Source organism: Dactylosporangium siamense (genome assembly GCF_016862795.1).
Taxonomy (GTDB): domain Bacteria; phylum Actinomycetota; class Actinomycetes; order Mycobacteriales; family Micromonosporaceae; genus Dactylosporangium; species Dactylosporangium siamense.
The window spans coordinates 14,147-28,473 of the sequence record NZ_BONQ01000107.1; the positions used below are offsets into that span (position 1 = coordinate 14,147).

Annotated in this window: 18 protein-coding genes; 9 read left to right on the forward strand and 9 right to left on the reverse strand. The window is 72.0% G+C overall.

Annotated elements, in window-relative coordinates; genetic code table 11:
* The first annotated feature begins 7 nt into the window (after nucleotides 1-7).
* From Dsi01nite_RS33410 to Dsi01nite_RS33425, 4 genes are read left to right on the forward strand one after another with little or no spacing between them, the layout of a single operon-like run.
* The gene (locus tag Dsi01nite_RS33410) at nucleotides 8-865 is read left to right on the forward strand and encodes a DNA-3-methyladenine glycosylase family protein (protein ID WP_203850317.1); all 858 of its coding nucleotides are present in this window, start codon (nucleotides 8-10) and stop codon (nucleotides 863-865) included.
* A gap of 33 nt (nucleotides 866-898) precedes the next feature.
* Nucleotides 899-1,225, forward strand: coding sequence for a PadR family transcriptional regulator (locus Dsi01nite_RS33415; RefSeq protein WP_239136352.1), 327 nt, complete (start codon nucleotides 899-901; stop codon nucleotides 1,223-1,225).
* Nucleotides 1,222-2,193 (forward strand): hypothetical protein, encoded by a 972-nt coding sequence (locus tag Dsi01nite_RS33420; RefSeq protein WP_203850318.1) that lies wholly within the window; start codon nucleotides 1,222-1,224, stop codon nucleotides 2,191-2,193. Before Dsi01nite_RS33415 ends, Dsi01nite_RS33420 begins: the two co-directional genes overlap by 4 nt.
* Nucleotides 2,194-2,202: 9 nt before the next feature.
* Entirely contained in the window at nucleotides 2,203-2,418 is a 216-nt protein-coding gene (locus Dsi01nite_RS33425; RefSeq protein WP_203850319.1) for a zinc ribbon domain-containing protein, read from the forward strand.
* Nucleotides 2,419-2,473: 55 nt separating this feature from the next.
* Here Dsi01nite_RS33425 and Dsi01nite_RS33430 read toward each other — a convergent pair whose 3' ends face one another.
* The 4 genes from Dsi01nite_RS33430 to Dsi01nite_RS33445 form a co-directional block, all read right to left on the reverse strand.
* Nucleotides 2,474-3,220 carry a CbtA family protein gene (locus Dsi01nite_RS33430; protein ID WP_203850320.1) on the reverse strand — a complete coding sequence of 249 codons (747 nt, stop codon included), beginning with the start codon at nucleotides 3,218-3,220 and terminating at the stop codon, nucleotides 2,474-2,476.
* A 15-nt stretch (nucleotides 3,221-3,235) separates the two neighbouring features.
* Nucleotides 3,236-3,451, reverse strand: a complete 216-nt coding sequence (locus tag Dsi01nite_RS33435) for a CbtB domain-containing protein (RefSeq protein WP_203850321.1) — start codon at nucleotides 3,449-3,451, stop codon at nucleotides 3,236-3,238.
* 260 nt (nucleotides 3,452-3,711) lie between these two features.
* Nucleotides 3,712-4,752: a hypothetical protein gene (locus Dsi01nite_RS33440; protein ID WP_203850322.1), complete on the reverse strand. Its 1,041-nt coding sequence runs from the start codon at nucleotides 4,750-4,752 to the stop codon at nucleotides 3,712-3,714.
* Between the two features lie 42 nt (nucleotides 4,753-4,794).
* Nucleotides 4,795-5,394, reverse strand: coding sequence for a hypothetical protein (locus tag Dsi01nite_RS33445; protein ID WP_203850323.1), 600 nt, complete (start codon nucleotides 5,392-5,394; stop codon nucleotides 4,795-4,797).
* A 28-nt stretch (nucleotides 5,395-5,422) separates the two neighbouring features.
* Here Dsi01nite_RS33445 and Dsi01nite_RS33450 point away from each other — a divergent pair, with 28 nt between their 5' ends.
* The 5 genes from Dsi01nite_RS33450 to Dsi01nite_RS33470 are packed head-to-tail and all read left to right on the forward strand — an operon-like array spanning nucleotide 5,423 to nucleotide 7,382.
* Nucleotides 5,423-5,659 carry a hypothetical protein gene (locus Dsi01nite_RS33450; RefSeq protein ID WP_203850324.1) on the forward strand — a complete coding sequence of 79 codons (237 nt, stop codon included), beginning with the start codon at nucleotides 5,423-5,425 and terminating at the stop codon, nucleotides 5,657-5,659.
* A 19-nt stretch (nucleotides 5,660-5,678) separates the two neighbouring features.
* Nucleotides 5,679-5,930: a hypothetical protein gene (locus tag Dsi01nite_RS33455; protein WP_203850325.1), complete on the forward strand. Its 252-nt coding sequence runs from the start codon at nucleotides 5,679-5,681 to the stop codon at nucleotides 5,928-5,930.
* 5 nt (nucleotides 5,931-5,935) lie between these two features.
* Nucleotides 5,936-6,373 (forward strand): GNAT family N-acetyltransferase, encoded by a 438-nt coding sequence (locus Dsi01nite_RS33460; protein WP_203850423.1) that lies wholly within the window; start codon nucleotides 5,936-5,938, stop codon nucleotides 6,371-6,373.
* A 9-nt stretch (nucleotides 6,374-6,382) separates the two neighbouring features.
* Complete coding sequence (locus tag Dsi01nite_RS33465; RefSeq protein ID WP_203850326.1) at nucleotides 6,383-6,976, forward strand: class I SAM-dependent methyltransferase; 594 nt, start codon at nucleotides 6,383-6,385, stop codon at nucleotides 6,974-6,976.
* A gap of 13 nt (nucleotides 6,977-6,989) precedes the next feature.
* Nucleotides 6,990-7,382: a hypothetical protein gene (locus Dsi01nite_RS33470; RefSeq protein WP_203850327.1), complete on the forward strand. Its 393-nt coding sequence runs from the start codon at nucleotides 6,990-6,992 to the stop codon at nucleotides 7,380-7,382.
* Here Dsi01nite_RS33470 and Dsi01nite_RS33475 read toward each other — a convergent pair whose 3' ends face one another.
* The 5 genes from Dsi01nite_RS33475 to Dsi01nite_RS33495 form a co-directional block, all read right to left on the reverse strand.
* Complete coding sequence (locus Dsi01nite_RS33475) at nucleotides 7,383-8,534, reverse strand: NAD(P)/FAD-dependent oxidoreductase (RefSeq protein WP_239136353.1); 1,152 nt, start codon at nucleotides 8,532-8,534, stop codon at nucleotides 7,383-7,385. It abuts the gene before it with no gap.
* Nucleotides 8,535-8,539: 5 nt separating this feature from the next.
* The gene (locus Dsi01nite_RS33480) at nucleotides 8,540-8,869 is read right to left on the reverse strand and encodes an ArsR/SmtB family transcription factor (protein WP_203850329.1); all 330 of its coding nucleotides are present in this window, start codon (nucleotides 8,867-8,869) and stop codon (nucleotides 8,540-8,542) included.
* Complete coding sequence (locus tag Dsi01nite_RS33485; RefSeq protein ID WP_203850330.1) at nucleotides 8,856-9,293, reverse strand: SRPBCC domain-containing protein; 438 nt, start codon at nucleotides 9,291-9,293, stop codon at nucleotides 8,856-8,858. The genes Dsi01nite_RS33480 and Dsi01nite_RS33485 overlap by 14 nt, the downstream gene beginning before the upstream one ends.
* Before the next feature lie 65 nt (nucleotides 9,294-9,358).
* A complete protein-coding gene (locus Dsi01nite_RS33490) occupies nucleotides 9,359-10,636 on the reverse strand; it encodes a hypothetical protein (protein WP_203850331.1) in 1,278 nt (425 codons plus the stop codon).
* Between the two features lie 66 nt (nucleotides 10,637-10,702).
* A complete protein-coding gene (locus Dsi01nite_RS33495) occupies nucleotides 10,703-14,176 on the reverse strand; it encodes a galactose-binding domain-containing protein (RefSeq protein WP_239136354.1) in 3,474 nt (1,157 codons plus the stop codon).
* Between the last annotated feature and the right edge of the window lie 151 nt (nucleotides 14,177-14,327).

Below are 14,327 nucleotides of genomic sequence, written 5' to 3' on the forward strand. Positions count from 1 at the left end.
TCGAGGCATGGACGCACACATCACCGGCCCGTACGACCTGGCCCGGCAGAACGAGTACTTCGGCGGCTGGACCCAGCCGGTCGGGGACGCCCGCACGATCGTCATGGCGTTCCCGGTCGAGGGCTGGACGCACTCCGCGGCGGTGCTGCTGCGGCAGAGCGCGCCCGGCACCATGACCGGGGAGGTGCAGGGACCGGAGGAGGCCTGGCAGCAGGCCCTCGCGGTGCTGTCGCTGGACGTGGACGGCAGCGGCTGGCCGCTGGTCGGCGAGCGGGACCCGGTGCTCGGCGCGTTGCAGCGCGAGCACGCCCACCTGCGGCCGGTGCTGTTCCACTCGCCCTACGAGGCGGCGTGCGCGTTCATCATCGCGCACCGGCTGCGCATCGAGCAGGGCCGCGCGATCCGGCAGCGGATGGCCCGCGCGCACGGCGAGGCGTTCGAGATCGGCGGCGTCACCGTGCACGCGTTCCCGTCGCCGCAGCAGTTGCTGCGCATCACCGAGTTCCCCGGCATCAACGAGGAGAAGGTGACCCGCCTGCACGGCATCGCGGCCGCCGCCCTCGACGGCCGGCTGGACCGGGCCCGGCTGCGTTCGCTGCCGGTGCCCGAGGCCCTGGCGGACGTGAAGCGGCTGCGCGGGGTCGGCGACTTCTTCGCCGTCGCGATCGTGATGCGCGGCGCCGGCCTGGTCGACGTGTCGCCCGGCGACGAGCTGACCAGAGCCGGCCTGCGGCGGTGGTACGACCTGCCGGAACTGCCGTCCGACGCCGAGGTGGCCCGCCTGACCGAGGCGTGGCGCCCGTACCGGATGTGGGGCTCGGTCCTGGTGCACGCCGCGGAACGGCGCGCGAGGGCGGCGGCCTAGCGCACAGTTCTCTACGTATATAGAGTTACTGGGGTGACGCGCGCCAGGCAACCATCCCCGCAGACCGCGGCCGTGCTGCGCGCCCTGGCCGCGGACCCCGCGCAGTGGCGCTACGGCTACGAGCTCGGCCAGGAGGTCGGGCTCAAGGCGGGCTCGCTCTACCCGATCCTCATCCGGCTGTCCGACCGCGGCCAGCTCGAGGCGTCCTGGGAAGCCGACCCGCCGCAGGGCCGGCCACCGCGCCATCTGTACCGGCTGACCGCGGCGGGACTGGAGCTGGCCTCGGCGCTCGCCCCGGCCGCGAACCCCGCTGTGACCCCCGCGCCGCGGGTCCGACCGGAGCCGCGGGGTGCGTGGTGACCGACGCGCTCCTCGCGCTCGTGGTGCGCCTCCTGCCCGCCCGGCACCGCGACTGGGGCGAGGCGATGCGGGCCGAGACCGCCGCGTTGCCGGCCGGCCGGGAGCGCTGGGCGCACGCCCTCGGCTGCGCCGGCGCGGTCCTGGCACAGCCCGCCGCGGTGCGCGCCGTCGGGTATCCGCTCGCCGCCGTGGCGGTCCTCGCCGCAGTGCTGCGCTGGTCGGCCGGCATCGAGTACGGCCCGCTGCGGTGGGGCCTGGTCGGGCTCATCGCGCTGCTGCACGTCGTCGCGCTGTGGGGGCGCCGACCCGGACTGCTGGGCCCGGTCGGCGACGGCCTGGCCGCCCGTGCCGTCCGCGCCGGCGGATGCCTGTTCATCGCCGCGATGACGGCGGCGTTCGTGGCGAGGATGGCCACCCACGGCCCGCCGGCCGAGCAGGCCAGCTTCGGGGTGCCGGTCTTCGCGGGGTTCCTGACCAGCTACCTGGTCGGCCTGCTCGCCTTCACCGCCCGCCGGACCGCGGTGCCCGGCCGTGCCATCGCCACCGGGGCCGCCGCGTCGCTCGCCGCGGTCGGCGTCTGGGTGGCGGGCCAGTTCCTGTTCCCGCCGGTGCCGGCCAACGTCGGCGGCGCGGTCTTCACGATCGGCTGCGGCGTCGCCGCGGTGACCCTGCTGCTGGCGAAGGCGGGCCGCTCACGGGACACGCTGCTGTCGGCGCTGAGCGTCGGCCTGTTGGGGCCGCTGCTGGTGTTCGCGTCGGTGGTGCTCATGTCCGGCTACGGCCCGGCCCGGCTGATCCCCGACCTGGTCCCGGCCGCGCTGACCCCGGCCGACCGCCTCGCCAACAGCCGGATCGAGATCCAGGATCCGTACGTGGCGATGCTGTTCCTCGCCTGCCTGGGCGGGGTGATCCTGACGGTCGCGAGCCTGGCCACGGGCCGGGCGGAAGCCGGGAAGGTCGCCCGGTAGGCTGCCCGCGTGCTGATCTTCGGTTGGGGCTGGCGGGTGAAGCACCTGCGCACGCTGACCCTTCGCTGCCCGTACTGCGGCAACACGGTGGCGCATCCGCTGTACAAGAAGGTGCTGAAGCTGTCGCTGTTCTTCGTGCCGCTGATCCCGCTGCGGGTCAAGCACACCGTGCAGTGCACCGCCTGCGCCACCGAGCGCGACGCCGAGCCGGCCCTGATCTCCTGAAACCGCAAGAAGCGCGGCTGAGCCGGAGCTCCGCCGCGCTTCTTCGGTAAACGGTTCAGGCGGTGACCGGCTGGGCCCTCACCACGGCGGCCGTGCGCTCGCTGCGTTCGGTGAGATACCCGAACAGCAGGCCGAGCGTGGACCACATGACAGCCTGGGTGCCCAGTGACGCCAACCGGAACTGCCACAGCAGCACCGGTGCGAAGCCGTCCGGCACTTCGTTGACCGCCGGCAGCAGGGCGACCGCGATCCCGACGACGACCGCGGCGCCGACGGTGCCGGCGATCGTGGCGTTCCAGGTGCCGAACCGCGGCTGCAGCTGCCGGCTGACGACGATCGCCCCGATGACCGCGGCGACCCCGATGACCAGCATCAGGAAGTACAGGCCGGTGCGCTGCTGCAGCGAGTCCGGGTTGCCGGTGGCCGGCGGGTTGGCCGGGTACTTCAGGAACGGCACGAGGGCCACCCCGACGAACCCGGCCAGGGCGACGAGCCCGGCGGTGGCGCGGGCACTGATCCGGCCGATGCGGCCCAGGGTGACCGCGACCGCGATGGCGAACAGGCCGCCGAGCGCGACGCCGTACACGACCGAGGCCGTGGCCAGGCCGATGGTGCTCTGCACGGTCCGGCTGACGAGCTCGTGCTCGTGCTCGCCGGGGGCCAGGGGAGCGGCGTGGGCCTCCTCGAACGCGATCGCGTCGTTGATCGGGCCTTCACCGAACAGGTAGGCGAACAGGAACGCGGCGACGCCGGCGACGGCGCCGACGATCATCCCGCGGACCAGCAGGGTGCGGGCGCTCATGCTGGGTCCCCCGGCTCAGTGGCAGGGGAAGCCGAGCAGGTGCCGGCCGTCGTGGACGAACTCGTGGACGGTCTCGCCGGAGATGAGCGCGGTCACGCCCTGCTCCGCACCGACGAAGTAGAGCAGCACGACGGCGAGCACGGCGCCGAAGGCGGCCCACGGCAGGATCTGCCGCAGCGGGATCGGGGCCGGTGCCGTGACCGGGGTGGGAAGAGCCGTGATCGAGCTCATCAGATTCAGCCTCCTGCGGGATTTCGCGTCCCATCGAGCGTTGTCGTGACAGTGACCGGGTCTGACTCCCACGGGTGGGTGGTTACAGCGGCGCGACCGTGCCGGGCTTGCACCGGCTTCCGTTCACTGTCACGTTTCCTTTCGGACGGTACGGACGCCGTACCAGCGTGTCAATCGAGCGGCGCGGCGCCGGAACGCCGCGCCGCTGGTCAGGCGGTCCGTGCCGAATCTCAGAAGTGATCAACTTCTCGATGGCCCGCTCAGGACGGTGGCAGCGCGACCAGGTCCGTGCCGACCCGGTGCAGGCCGTCCAGGCGCTTGCTCAGCCGCTTGCCGCTGGGGCTGATGAACTCGTCGTACTTCGCCCAGATCGTCTTGCCGCTGGCCTTGAACGCCCAGGGGTAGTGCCGGTCGGCGGCGGCGACGACCTGCGTCGCGTGGTTCGCCCAGTGCTGCGCGGTGCCGTTGAGCAGCCGCGCGCCCATCTTCTCCTGCGCCTCGACCACCAGCGGCGGCACCTCGTCCGGCAGCCCGAGCACCAGGCCCGTGTGGCGGGCGTCCTTCTCGGCGTAGTCGAAGACCAGGAACGCCCGGTCGCGGTGCGTGCCGGTGACCACGCCGCCGGCGTACGGCCGCACGTTGCTCCAGCCGAGCCGGTCCATCAGGTCCTTGTTGAAGTGCTCGTAGGCGTAGCCGTGCTTCTTCGCCCACCTGGGCCGGCCGACCCGGGTCCGCCACGCCGAGACCAGACTGGCCAGAGCGCCGGCCGTGAACAGCACCCCGGCCACCGCCAGCAGCCAACTCCAGAAGTTGCCGACCTCGCCGATGAGCGCCACCCCGCCGACCGCCATGCCCACGGCGACGAACAGCCCGACGATCCTGCGCTGGTAGGAGAGGGTCGCCTCCTGCGGCTGCCCGAGGCCGAACCGGACCGCCTCGATCAGCGACAGGATGAAGAACAGCAACGTGAGCCCGCCGATGCCCAGCGCCACCGTGCCGGTGACGCGCCAGTTGCGGTCCCGCTCGGCCAGCTTCTCCGGCGAGTTCGCGGCCGCGTACCTGTCCGTCATGTGCTGGTAGGAGCCGCCCTCGTCGCCGCTGCCCCCGAAGACCAGGCACGTGTCGCGCCGGCCCATTGTCTTGCCGTCGCAGGTCGGCGTGTAGTCGGCGATGAGGTCCGCCGACTCCCGCGCCCGCTGCGCCTCGGTCGTGCTGCCGTGGGCGAGCATCTGCCACCCGGCGAGCAGCAGCACCCCCGCGAGCACGAACCGGACGACCAGTCCCGTATACCGTGAATTCACGCCGAGATGTATAGCAGCCGATGCCTCCGCGTGGGGGGCGCGTTATCGAACCGCGAGCGCCCCGACGATGCGGTCCGCGCGGCCCGTGCCGAAGACGCCGGTCATGAGGGCCAGCTGCGACAGGTCGACGAAGTCGATGACGACCCGGCCGCGTTGCAGGAACCTGCCCTCCCGCCGGGCGCTCAGCACCGCGCCGATCGGGACGTCCGCCAAGGGGTGGAACGCGACCGGGTCGAGATCCATGCCGGCCAGCACGAGCCGCTGGTTGGTGATGACGAGGTGGACCATGCCGGCGTCGCGCATCCCGTCGGCCAGCCGCGCCGCACACGAGCCGGCGTGCCCCGCGGCGGCGATCCCGCCGATGGCCCGGTCGACGTCGAAGCGGATGACCGAGTCCGCGCCCACGAGGACCGCCACGACCCGCTCCCACGCCTTCTCCGGCCGCGGCTCGGCTTTCAGCGCGGCAAGGGCCTGGTCCCGCACACGCGCCGGCAGGAACCCGACCAGCCGCTCCAGCTCCTGCGGCGAGCGCTCCAGCCGATCACTGCCGAACGCCCGCTGGCAGTGCGCGGCCGCCCGCACCGTCTCACCGGCACCCACCATCGCCTCGAACTCGGCCGGATACAGCTGCAGCGGATCCACGGCCGCATCGTAACCGTAGGTTGAACCGGTGGAGATCGACGATGCGCGCCTCGGCTCGCTGCACAACGCCCGCGGCACGGCCCGGCACCTGGCCGCGCTCACCGGCGACGATCCGGCGGCGCGGACCGCCGCGGTGCACCACCTGTGGGACCCGCGTAATGCCCGCCTCGGCGACGTCTTCCGGCAGGCCGGACTGCCGCACGACCGGGCGGTTTGCCGCGTGCTGGCCGCGGACGTCCACCCCGGCCAGCTGCCGTTGTGGTGATCGCCGGTACCTTCGGCGCGTGCACCTGATCGAGATCACGTCGACGCCGGCCGTGGCCGGGGACCGGAACACCGCCGGTGGCCGGCCGATCCTGGCGGAGGGGCAGGACTGGCCGGTGTGCGGGTGCGGGCAGCGGATGGCGTCGATCCTGCCGTTCGACATCCCGACGGACGTGCCCGCCTTCGGAGGTGAGCACCTGAACGACGTCCACCTGCTGGCCTGTCCGGCCGCCTGCGACCCGGCCGCGGTCCGGCCGGTGCACCAGCGTTGAGCGCCGTGTTCCGGGCGGCCGGACCCGGCGACTTCGCGGGCGTGCTCAGGCTGTACCGACAGCTCAACGCCGACGATCCGGAGCTCGCGGACGGCGTCGGCCCGGCGGTCTTCGACCGGATCCTGCGCACCGAGGGCCTGCACCTGTTCGTGCTCGACCTCGACGGTGCGCTCGTCGCCACCACCTACCTCAACGTGATCCCGAACCTCAGCCGGTCGGCGGCGCCGTACGCGGTCGTCGAGAACGTCGTGGTCGAGGAGTCGCTGCGCGGGACCGGGCTGGGCAAGCAGATCGTGGCCGGCACCTTGCAGGCGGCCTGGGACGCGGGCTGTTACAAGGCGATGCTGATGACCGGCTCGCGCCGGCCGTCGACGCACGCGTTCTACCGGGCGTGCGGGTTCTCGGGTGACGCGAAGACCGCGTACCTGGCCCGGCCCCGGTAGGTTCGCCGGATGGGCGAGGACACGCGGGAGAGCTGGGACGCGCACGCGGCGACGTTCGACGACGAGGCGGACCACGGGCTGCGCGACCCGGCCGTGCGGGCCGCGTGGGCGGCGCTGCTGACGCCGGTGCTGCCACCCGCGCCGGCTGCGGTGCTCGACGCCGGATGCGGCACGGGCAGCATCGCGACCCTGCTCGCCGAGGCCGGGTACCACGTGCACGGCGTGGACTCGTCGCCCGGGATGCTGGACGTGGCGCGGGAGAAGGCCGCTCGGCACGCCGTCGCGGTGGACCTGGTCGTCGGTGACGCGGCGGACCCGCCGTTCGAGCCCGCGCGGTTCGACGTGGTCCTGACCCGGCACGTGCTCTGGGCGCTGCCCGACCCCGGCGCGGTCCTGGACCGGTGGATCGCGCTGCTGCGGCCGGGCGGCACGCTCGTGCTCATCGAGGGGCGCTGGTCGACCGGCGCCGGGATCACCGCCGCCGACTGCGTCTCGCTGGTCCGTGGGCGCCGGGAGCAGGCCGACGTGCGCATGCTGACCGACGAGACCCTGTGGGGCAAACCCGTGACCGACGAGCGGTACCTGCTGCTCAGCCGCGTGTGATGCAATACCGGGCGTGATCGACTCCGAACCGGTGCGGATGGCCCGGCCGCGACGCGTGACGGCGCTGTCCGTGCTGCTGGTGCTCGGTGCGATCGTCTCGCTTCTCCTCGCCGCGGCGGACGGTGCCGGGCCCTACAGTGGGCTGCCCGCTTGGACGTATGCGCTGCTCAGCCCGGTGTACGTGGTCCTCGCCTGGGCGGTGGCGCAGGCCAAGCGGTGGGCGTGGTGGGCGCTGGTCGCGCTGCACGGCGCCAACTTCGCGGTGCTGTTGCTCACGGCGACCTCCACGCGGGACGCCACGGCGGCGAGCATCGACCTGCTCTGGCCGGCGGTGTGCCTCGTCCTGTTGTTCAGCGAGCGCACCAGGACGTGGTTCGCCGTGCTGCCGGCCCGTCCTGTCGCGTGATCACGCCGTCGGGATCCAGTCCCGGCCGAACCAGCGCCGGATCCGGTCCGTGCCGAACGCGGTCTTGTCCGCGACCAGCGCCGTCGACGGGCCTTCCAGGCCGCCGACCGGGCGCTCGCCCGAGCGGAACGTGACGTCGACCTTCGCCACCTGGTCGTGTCCGAACTCGAGGTAGCAGACGCCGCGGCCGTCGTACTGCGCGTCCGGGGTGCCGCCCCGCACCGTGGCGACGATCCGCTCGGCGACGACGGCGGCCTGTCCCTCGGCGAAGACGCCCGCCTTCGGGGTGCCGACGCTGGTCACGTCGCCGACCGCGTAGACGCCGGGGAATGCCGTCTCGAGCGTGCGCGGGTCGACCGGGATCCAGCCGTCGACGGCCAGTCCGGAGCCGGCCACGACGTCCGGCACCCGGTGCACGGGCACGCCGAGGAACAGGTCGTAGGGCAGTTCCCCGCCGTCGCTGAGCAGTGCGACCCGACGCGCCGGGTCGAGGGCGCGGACCAGGCGCTCCGGGTACCAACGGATCCCGTGCTGCTCGAAGGCGGCGAGCACGGCGGCCGAGGCCTCGGGCGACGGCGGGATCGGGGTGCCCAGCGGCATCACGAGGGAGATCTCCGACCCGTCGCGCAGCCCGCGCGCGGTGAGGAACTCGTGCATGAGCAGCGCCGTCTCGCTCGGCGCCGGCGGGCACTTGAACGGCGTCGACGTCACGCCCACGACGACCCGGCCGCCGGTGAAGCCGTCGAGCACGTCGCGGACGCCGAACGCGCCGGCCACGGTGTAGAACTCGTGGCCGCCGTCGAGGAGGCCGGGTGTCGCCTCCGGGTGCAGGTCGGCGCCGAGCGCCACGACGAGGATGTCCGCGTCGAACGGGCCGGCGGTGGTCTCGACCCGCCGGGCCGCCGGGTCGATGGCGGTGACGGTCGCGGCGACGAACCGGACGCCGGGGCCGGCCAGGCCGGTGTAGCGGTGCAGCACCTGTTCGGGCCCCGTGCGCCCGAACATGACGTCGAGCTTGGAGAAGCCGAACACGAACCCGTCGGCCTGGTCGACGAGCGTCAGTTCGACGTCCGGGCCGCACGCCTGCGCCACCGTCGTCGACAGTTCCAGCCCACCGAATCCGGCGCCCAGCACCAGTACGCGCGTCACCACGAAGATCATCCTAGCCGGTGCCGCAGCGCGGCGAGGGGGCTGTCCCAGTCGCGGGCGAGCGCGGCCAGGAACTGCTGCGCGACCTTCATCGACGCCGAGTCCAGCCGATAGCGGACCCGGCGCCGCTCGCCCGGCTCGGGCACGACCAGGCCGGCGTCGGTGAGCAGGGCCAGGTGCTTGGCGATGGCCTGCCGGGTGATCGGCAGCTGCCCGGCGAGGTGCGTGGCGGTGGCCGGCCCCCCGGCCGCGAGCGCGGCGAGGATGCCTCGCCGGCTCGGGTCGGCCAGGGCGGCGAAGACCTCCTGCGCCACCGCCTCCGGGTCAGGCCTGTCCATCGAGGTACGCGACCAGCTCGCCGAGCTCGTTGAGCCAGCCCTTGGTGTTGCCGTTGTACGCCGTCGTGTGCGCCTCGGCGTCCGGCACCTGCGCGAACCCGGTCTCGACCATGGTGAGCGTGGTCCCGCCGCCCTTGGGCTCCAGGGTGAACTCCACGTACGTGCGGCGCGGGTCGCCATCGGGCAGGCCGTACACCGGCCAGGTGTAGGCGAACACGCGCGGCGGCTCGAGGCGCTCGATGGTGAGGGTGGCGGTGTCGCCGCTGTCCCAGATGAGGGTCGCCTTGCCGCCGACGCGCAGGTCGACCTCGGCCCGGTTGCCGAACCAGGTGCCCAGGCCTTCCGCGGTGGTCAGCGCCGCCCAGACCCGCTCCGGCGAGTGGGCCAGCTCCAGCGTGCGCTCGATCTTGTCGGGGAACGTCATGTCCGCCTCCTAGTAGCAACCATTCAGTTGCTACGAACGTATAGCAATCAAACGGTTGCGTCAACTCACACGTGGAAGCCGCGCTCCCGGTACGCAAAGGTCTCGCCGAGGTCGATGTAGCGGCACTCGTGCGTGTCGAGGTCGACCATGATCGGTGCGTTGCCACCCAGCTCGGCCTCCAGGTCGCCGTGGTCCAGCAGGGCGATCGAGTTGTACGGCACGATGATCCGGCGGCCGTCTGCGAAGGCGGCCTCCGGCTGGACCCGCACCGGCTCCGGCACGAACCCGGGCGGGTCTTCGAGCACCTCCCAGCCCGGGAGCGGCTCGATCTCGACGTCCTCGGAGCCGTCGGACGCGAGGAACGCCGCCGCGGCCGCGATGGCGTCCGCCGTGGAGAGCGGCTCGGTCAGCCAGACCTGAGCCAGGAGCCCGGTCGCGGTCAACCGGTGCTCGGTCAGCGTCCTGAAGGTGACGTCGACGACCATGACCGGCCAGCGGTCCGGGTCGGCGCCGACCGGGATCCAGCAGGCCGTGGCGCCATTGTCGTAGGTGGCGAACGCGATGAGGCCGTCGGGCTCGGGGTGGTACGGCGGGCGCAGGCCGCCCCGGGTGTTCATCGCGGCCAGCATCCGCTCGTGCAGCTGCGTGCTCAGGTCGAAGACGTCGAGGGCGAGCTGGGCGAACCTGATCCGTGCGGCGACGCCCGCGTGCAGGAGCCGGCGGTAGTCGCCGGGAAGGTTGTCGCTGACTTCGGCCGGCTCGCCGGGGCAGGATTCCAGCAGGACGGCGGCGGCATCGAGTGGTTCGTCGAGCGGCACACGACCGCTCCAACCGGCCGGGTCCACGCGGGCCGGCGGTGTCGTGGGGTCTTCGCTGAACAGGGGTGCGCTTTCATCGCGGTACGCGAAGGCGAGCGCGTCGATGCCGGTGCCGCCGGTCACGAACGCCAGCAGGAACTCCGTGAGGCCGCCGTCGAAGGGGTACCACGTCCCGCCGGCGTAGACGTCGAAGACCCCGGTGCGCCAGGAGTCCGGGTCGCCGGTGCCGGTGTCCCAGCACGCGTAGTAGTCCGGGTAGATCCTCGCCCACGGCAGGAGGTGCGCGGGCGCGCCGGCGGCGCGGAGCTGGTCGCGGGTCCATTGGACCTCGCCGGCGAACGGGAGGAAGGACGGTCGCAGGACCTCCAGATAGCCCCGGAAGTAGCCCTTCGGGACCGCCGCCACGTAGTGCGGGTAGTCGGCCGGCAGCCGGGTGCCGAAGGCACGCTCGAGGTCGGCCGCGGGCGTGGGCTCGACCGCCGTGCGCGGCACACGCGCCGCGGTGATCAGGGTCTCGATGGTCACCGCCCCATTCCTACGGCACACCCGGCGCCGCCGTCGAGCAGCGGCGCCGGGGTGCGGCAGGGAGGGTCAGGCCACCGGCTCGACCCAGATGTTGCGGTAGTACAGGTTCGCGCCGGCGTCGCCGTGGTCCTGCAGGCGGATCTTGCCCGCCGACGCGGTCTCGGCGGCGCCGTTGCCGGTCGGTCCGTCGATGGCGACGTTGTTGTGCACCGTGACGCCGTTCCACACGACCGTGACCCGGGCGTTCTCCGTCTTGGTCCCGGAGGCGTTGTACCGGGCCGCGCGGAACGTCACGTCGTAGGTCTGCCACGTCTCCGGGGCGGTCGCGGCGTTGCTGGTCGCGGCGATCTTGTTGTAGATCGACGCGCAGGTGTCGATGCCCGGGGCCGAGGCGACGCCGAACGAGTCGAGCACCTGCAGCTCGTAGCGGTCCTGCAGGTAGATGCCGCTGTTCGAGCGCTGCTGGCCGGTGACGCTGCCCGGCAGGTTCGGCAGCCAGAACTCGATGTGCAGCTTGAAGTCGCCGAAGCTCTCCTTGCTGCGGATGTCGCCGCCGAGGACCTCGACGCCGCCGTTGCCGAGCGGCCAGGTGACCGCGGAGCCGCCGGAGCCCTCGAAGTTGTTCATGTTCGTGCCGTCGAACAGCACGGTCCGGTTGGTGCCGGTCGTGCTGTAGGCCTCGAACTCGTAGATCCGGGCCGCCCCGTTGCCGTCGCTCGCCGGCGTGGTGATGTTGACCCGCAGGTACCGGGCGGACGTGGTGGTGAAGTTGTGCGTGGTCGTGCCGGCCGTGTTGCCGGTGACGGTCGCGACCGTCGTCCACGTGGTGCCGTTGGTGCTGGTCTGCACGGTGAAGTCACGCGTGTTCCAGCTGGGGTTCTCCCCGCCGGCACTCGCGTGCTTGAGCGTGACCCGGCTGACGTTCTGGCTGGAGCCGAGGTCGACCTGCAGCCACTTGCTGGCGCCGAGCGAGCACCACTTGTCGGCGTTGCCGCCGTTGACGCTGCCGTTGACGGCCTTCTCCGGGCCCTCGGCGGTGCCGCAGGAGCTGTCGGCGGTGGCTGTCTTGTTCAGCGCGAGGTTGCCGGTGGCGGGGGGTGCGGTGCCGCCGTAGACCTCGAAGTCGTAGATCCTGGCGGCCGTGTTGCCGTCGCTCGCCGGCGTGGTGACGTTGAGCCGGACGTATCTGGCCTGGGTCGCCGCGATGGTGTGGGTGGTCGTGCTGGCCGTGTTGGCGGTGACGGTCGACACCGTCGTCCAGCTGGTGCCGTTGGTGCTCACCTGGATGTTGAAGTCGCGGGTGTTCCAGGCCGTGTTCTCACCGCCGGTGCCGGCGTGCTGCACGACGAACTTGTTGACGCTCTGGGTGGAGCCCAGGTCGACCTGCAGCCACTTGGTGGCGCCCTGCGAGCACCACTTGTCGAGGTTGCCGTTGGTGGTGGTGCCGTTGACGGCGCGGGCCGCCTTCTCCGACGTGGAGCAGTTGCTGTCGGAGGTGGCGGGCTTGCCGAGGGCCAGGTTGACCGGCGGCGTCTGGCCGGGGATGGCGTTGAGCGTGTACCAGACCTCGGTGCTCCACAGCGACTGGCCGTTCGAGGCGGCGAAGGGCTTGGGGGAGCGGATGTGCACGACCCGGCCGGCCTTGAGACCCGGGATCACCAGCGTGACCTTCTTGCCGTCGGAGGACAGGGTCGCCGAGGACACGCTCAGCGTCTCCTCGTCGACCTTCGGGCCGCCGTAGGCCGCGGTCGGCACGTAGCGCCACTGCTTGACCCGGTACTTCGAAGCCAGTGCGCTGGCCGTGGCGGCCGACAGCGGCTGGGTGTATTCGATCTCGAACCCGTTGGGCGTGGCCCGGGTCGCGAGCATGTCGAAGTAGTTGGCGCCGTTCGGGGTCAGCTTCTGCAGGCCGTAGGTGAGCTTGCCGGTCTGTCCCCAGTTGCCGCCGGCGCCGAGACCACCGACGTAGACCGCGCCGTCGGGGCCGAGCGCGACCTCCGAGATGCCGGCCTCGAGACCCTGGGTCATGCGGTACAGCGCGCCCTGGTACTCGCCGTTGACCTTCTCGACGTACGCGCGCTGCAGGCCGCCGTAGGTGACGTCACCGATGAGGAACTGGCCCTGGTACAGGCCGGACGGCATGTACAGCGGCGTGCTCGGCGAGTTGCCGATCTCGTTCTGCGGCAGCCACAGCACCGGCTGGGTCACCGGGTTGTCGTCGAACAGGGCCTGCGGGTTGAGGTAGTGGTTGAAGAAGCGGCCCTGCTTGATGTGCAGCAGCTTCGACGACGGCTGGTAGCCGCCCTGGTTGTCGGTGACGAAGATGCCGCCCTCGGGGCCCCAGCCGATGCCGTGCGGGGTCCGCAGGCCACCGGCGACGTAGGTGTAGGTCCCGTCCGCAGGGTTGATCTTGATGGTGGTGCCGCGGTTCACGACGCCCTGCGGGTTCGTGGTCGCGCCGCCGTAGTCGATCGACACCGACAGGTTCAGGTAGAAGAAGCCCGCCTCGTAGAGCAGGCCGAACGCGAACGAGTGGAAGTTGCCGTCGAACGGCATGGTCGCGACCGTCTGGTACTGGTCGGCGACCTCGTCACCGTTGGTGTCGACGAGGCGGGTCAGCCGCTGCTTCTCCGACACGTAGACGACGCCGTTGACGACCTTCAGGCCCATCGGCTCCTTGAGGTTGCTGCCGATGCGCTTCGTCGTCACGTTGCCGGGCGAGGTCGCCCCGCCGGTGTTGCCGAGGATCCACACCTCGCCGGCCTGCGACGTGCCGGACTGGTCGCTGCCGCCCCAGGTGCAGACGACCAGGCGCCCGTCGGGCAGCCAGTCCATGCCGGTGACCTTCGGCTGGAAGCTGCTGTTGGGGCGCAGGTTCGTCAGCGTGAAGTTCGGGTGGACGGCGGTCAGCGGCAGGCCGTCGCCGGCGGAGTCGCCCGTGCCTTCGCACTCCTTCTTGCCGGGCGCGGTGACCCGCACGACCCCGGCGTCGGTGCTGAGCACGGAGTTGGGCACCGTCACGAACGACGACGAGCCCGGCGTCTGCCACTGCAGCGTGAGCTGCTGCCCGCCGCCGGCCTCGAAGAACTCGATGAGCAGCGAGTGGTAGCCGGTGCCCAGCTGGACGGCGCCGTCCTTGGCGGTCGCGCCGTGCAGCCCGTCGTTGTTGATGACAACGTTGTCATCGATACTGAGACGCGAGCCGTCGTCGCTGATGAGCCGGAACGTGTAGCTGCCCGCCGTGGCGATGTTGACGTTGCCGATCGCCTGGGTGAGGAAGTTGTCCTCGAGCCCGAACTGGGCCGAGGTGGTCCAGTCGATCGTCGGCATGAGCTTGTCGACGTTGGGGGTCTGCGCGGGCTTGAGGGTGCAGAGCGTGCTGAGGGGTGTCTGCAGGTCGAAGGTGCGCAGCGTGACGCCGGGCTCCTGCGCCGGCGGCGCGGCGGACGCGCTTGACGGTATGACCAGGGCGGTGGCCACCAGGGTGGAGGCGAGCGCACCCAGGATCGGGCTGCGCGTGCGCCGGGGCGGGACGGACACGGGTCCTCCAGGGAGAGAGCGAGAGTGCTCCACCGGAGGCACGGCAACCGTTCAGGGCGGCGCGCGGACAACCGGCGGGCACCACTGTCGATGTCCTGCGGGTTGCCTGGCACGCCGATGCCTGGCGCGGCAAATCTACCGAGGCTTTCAT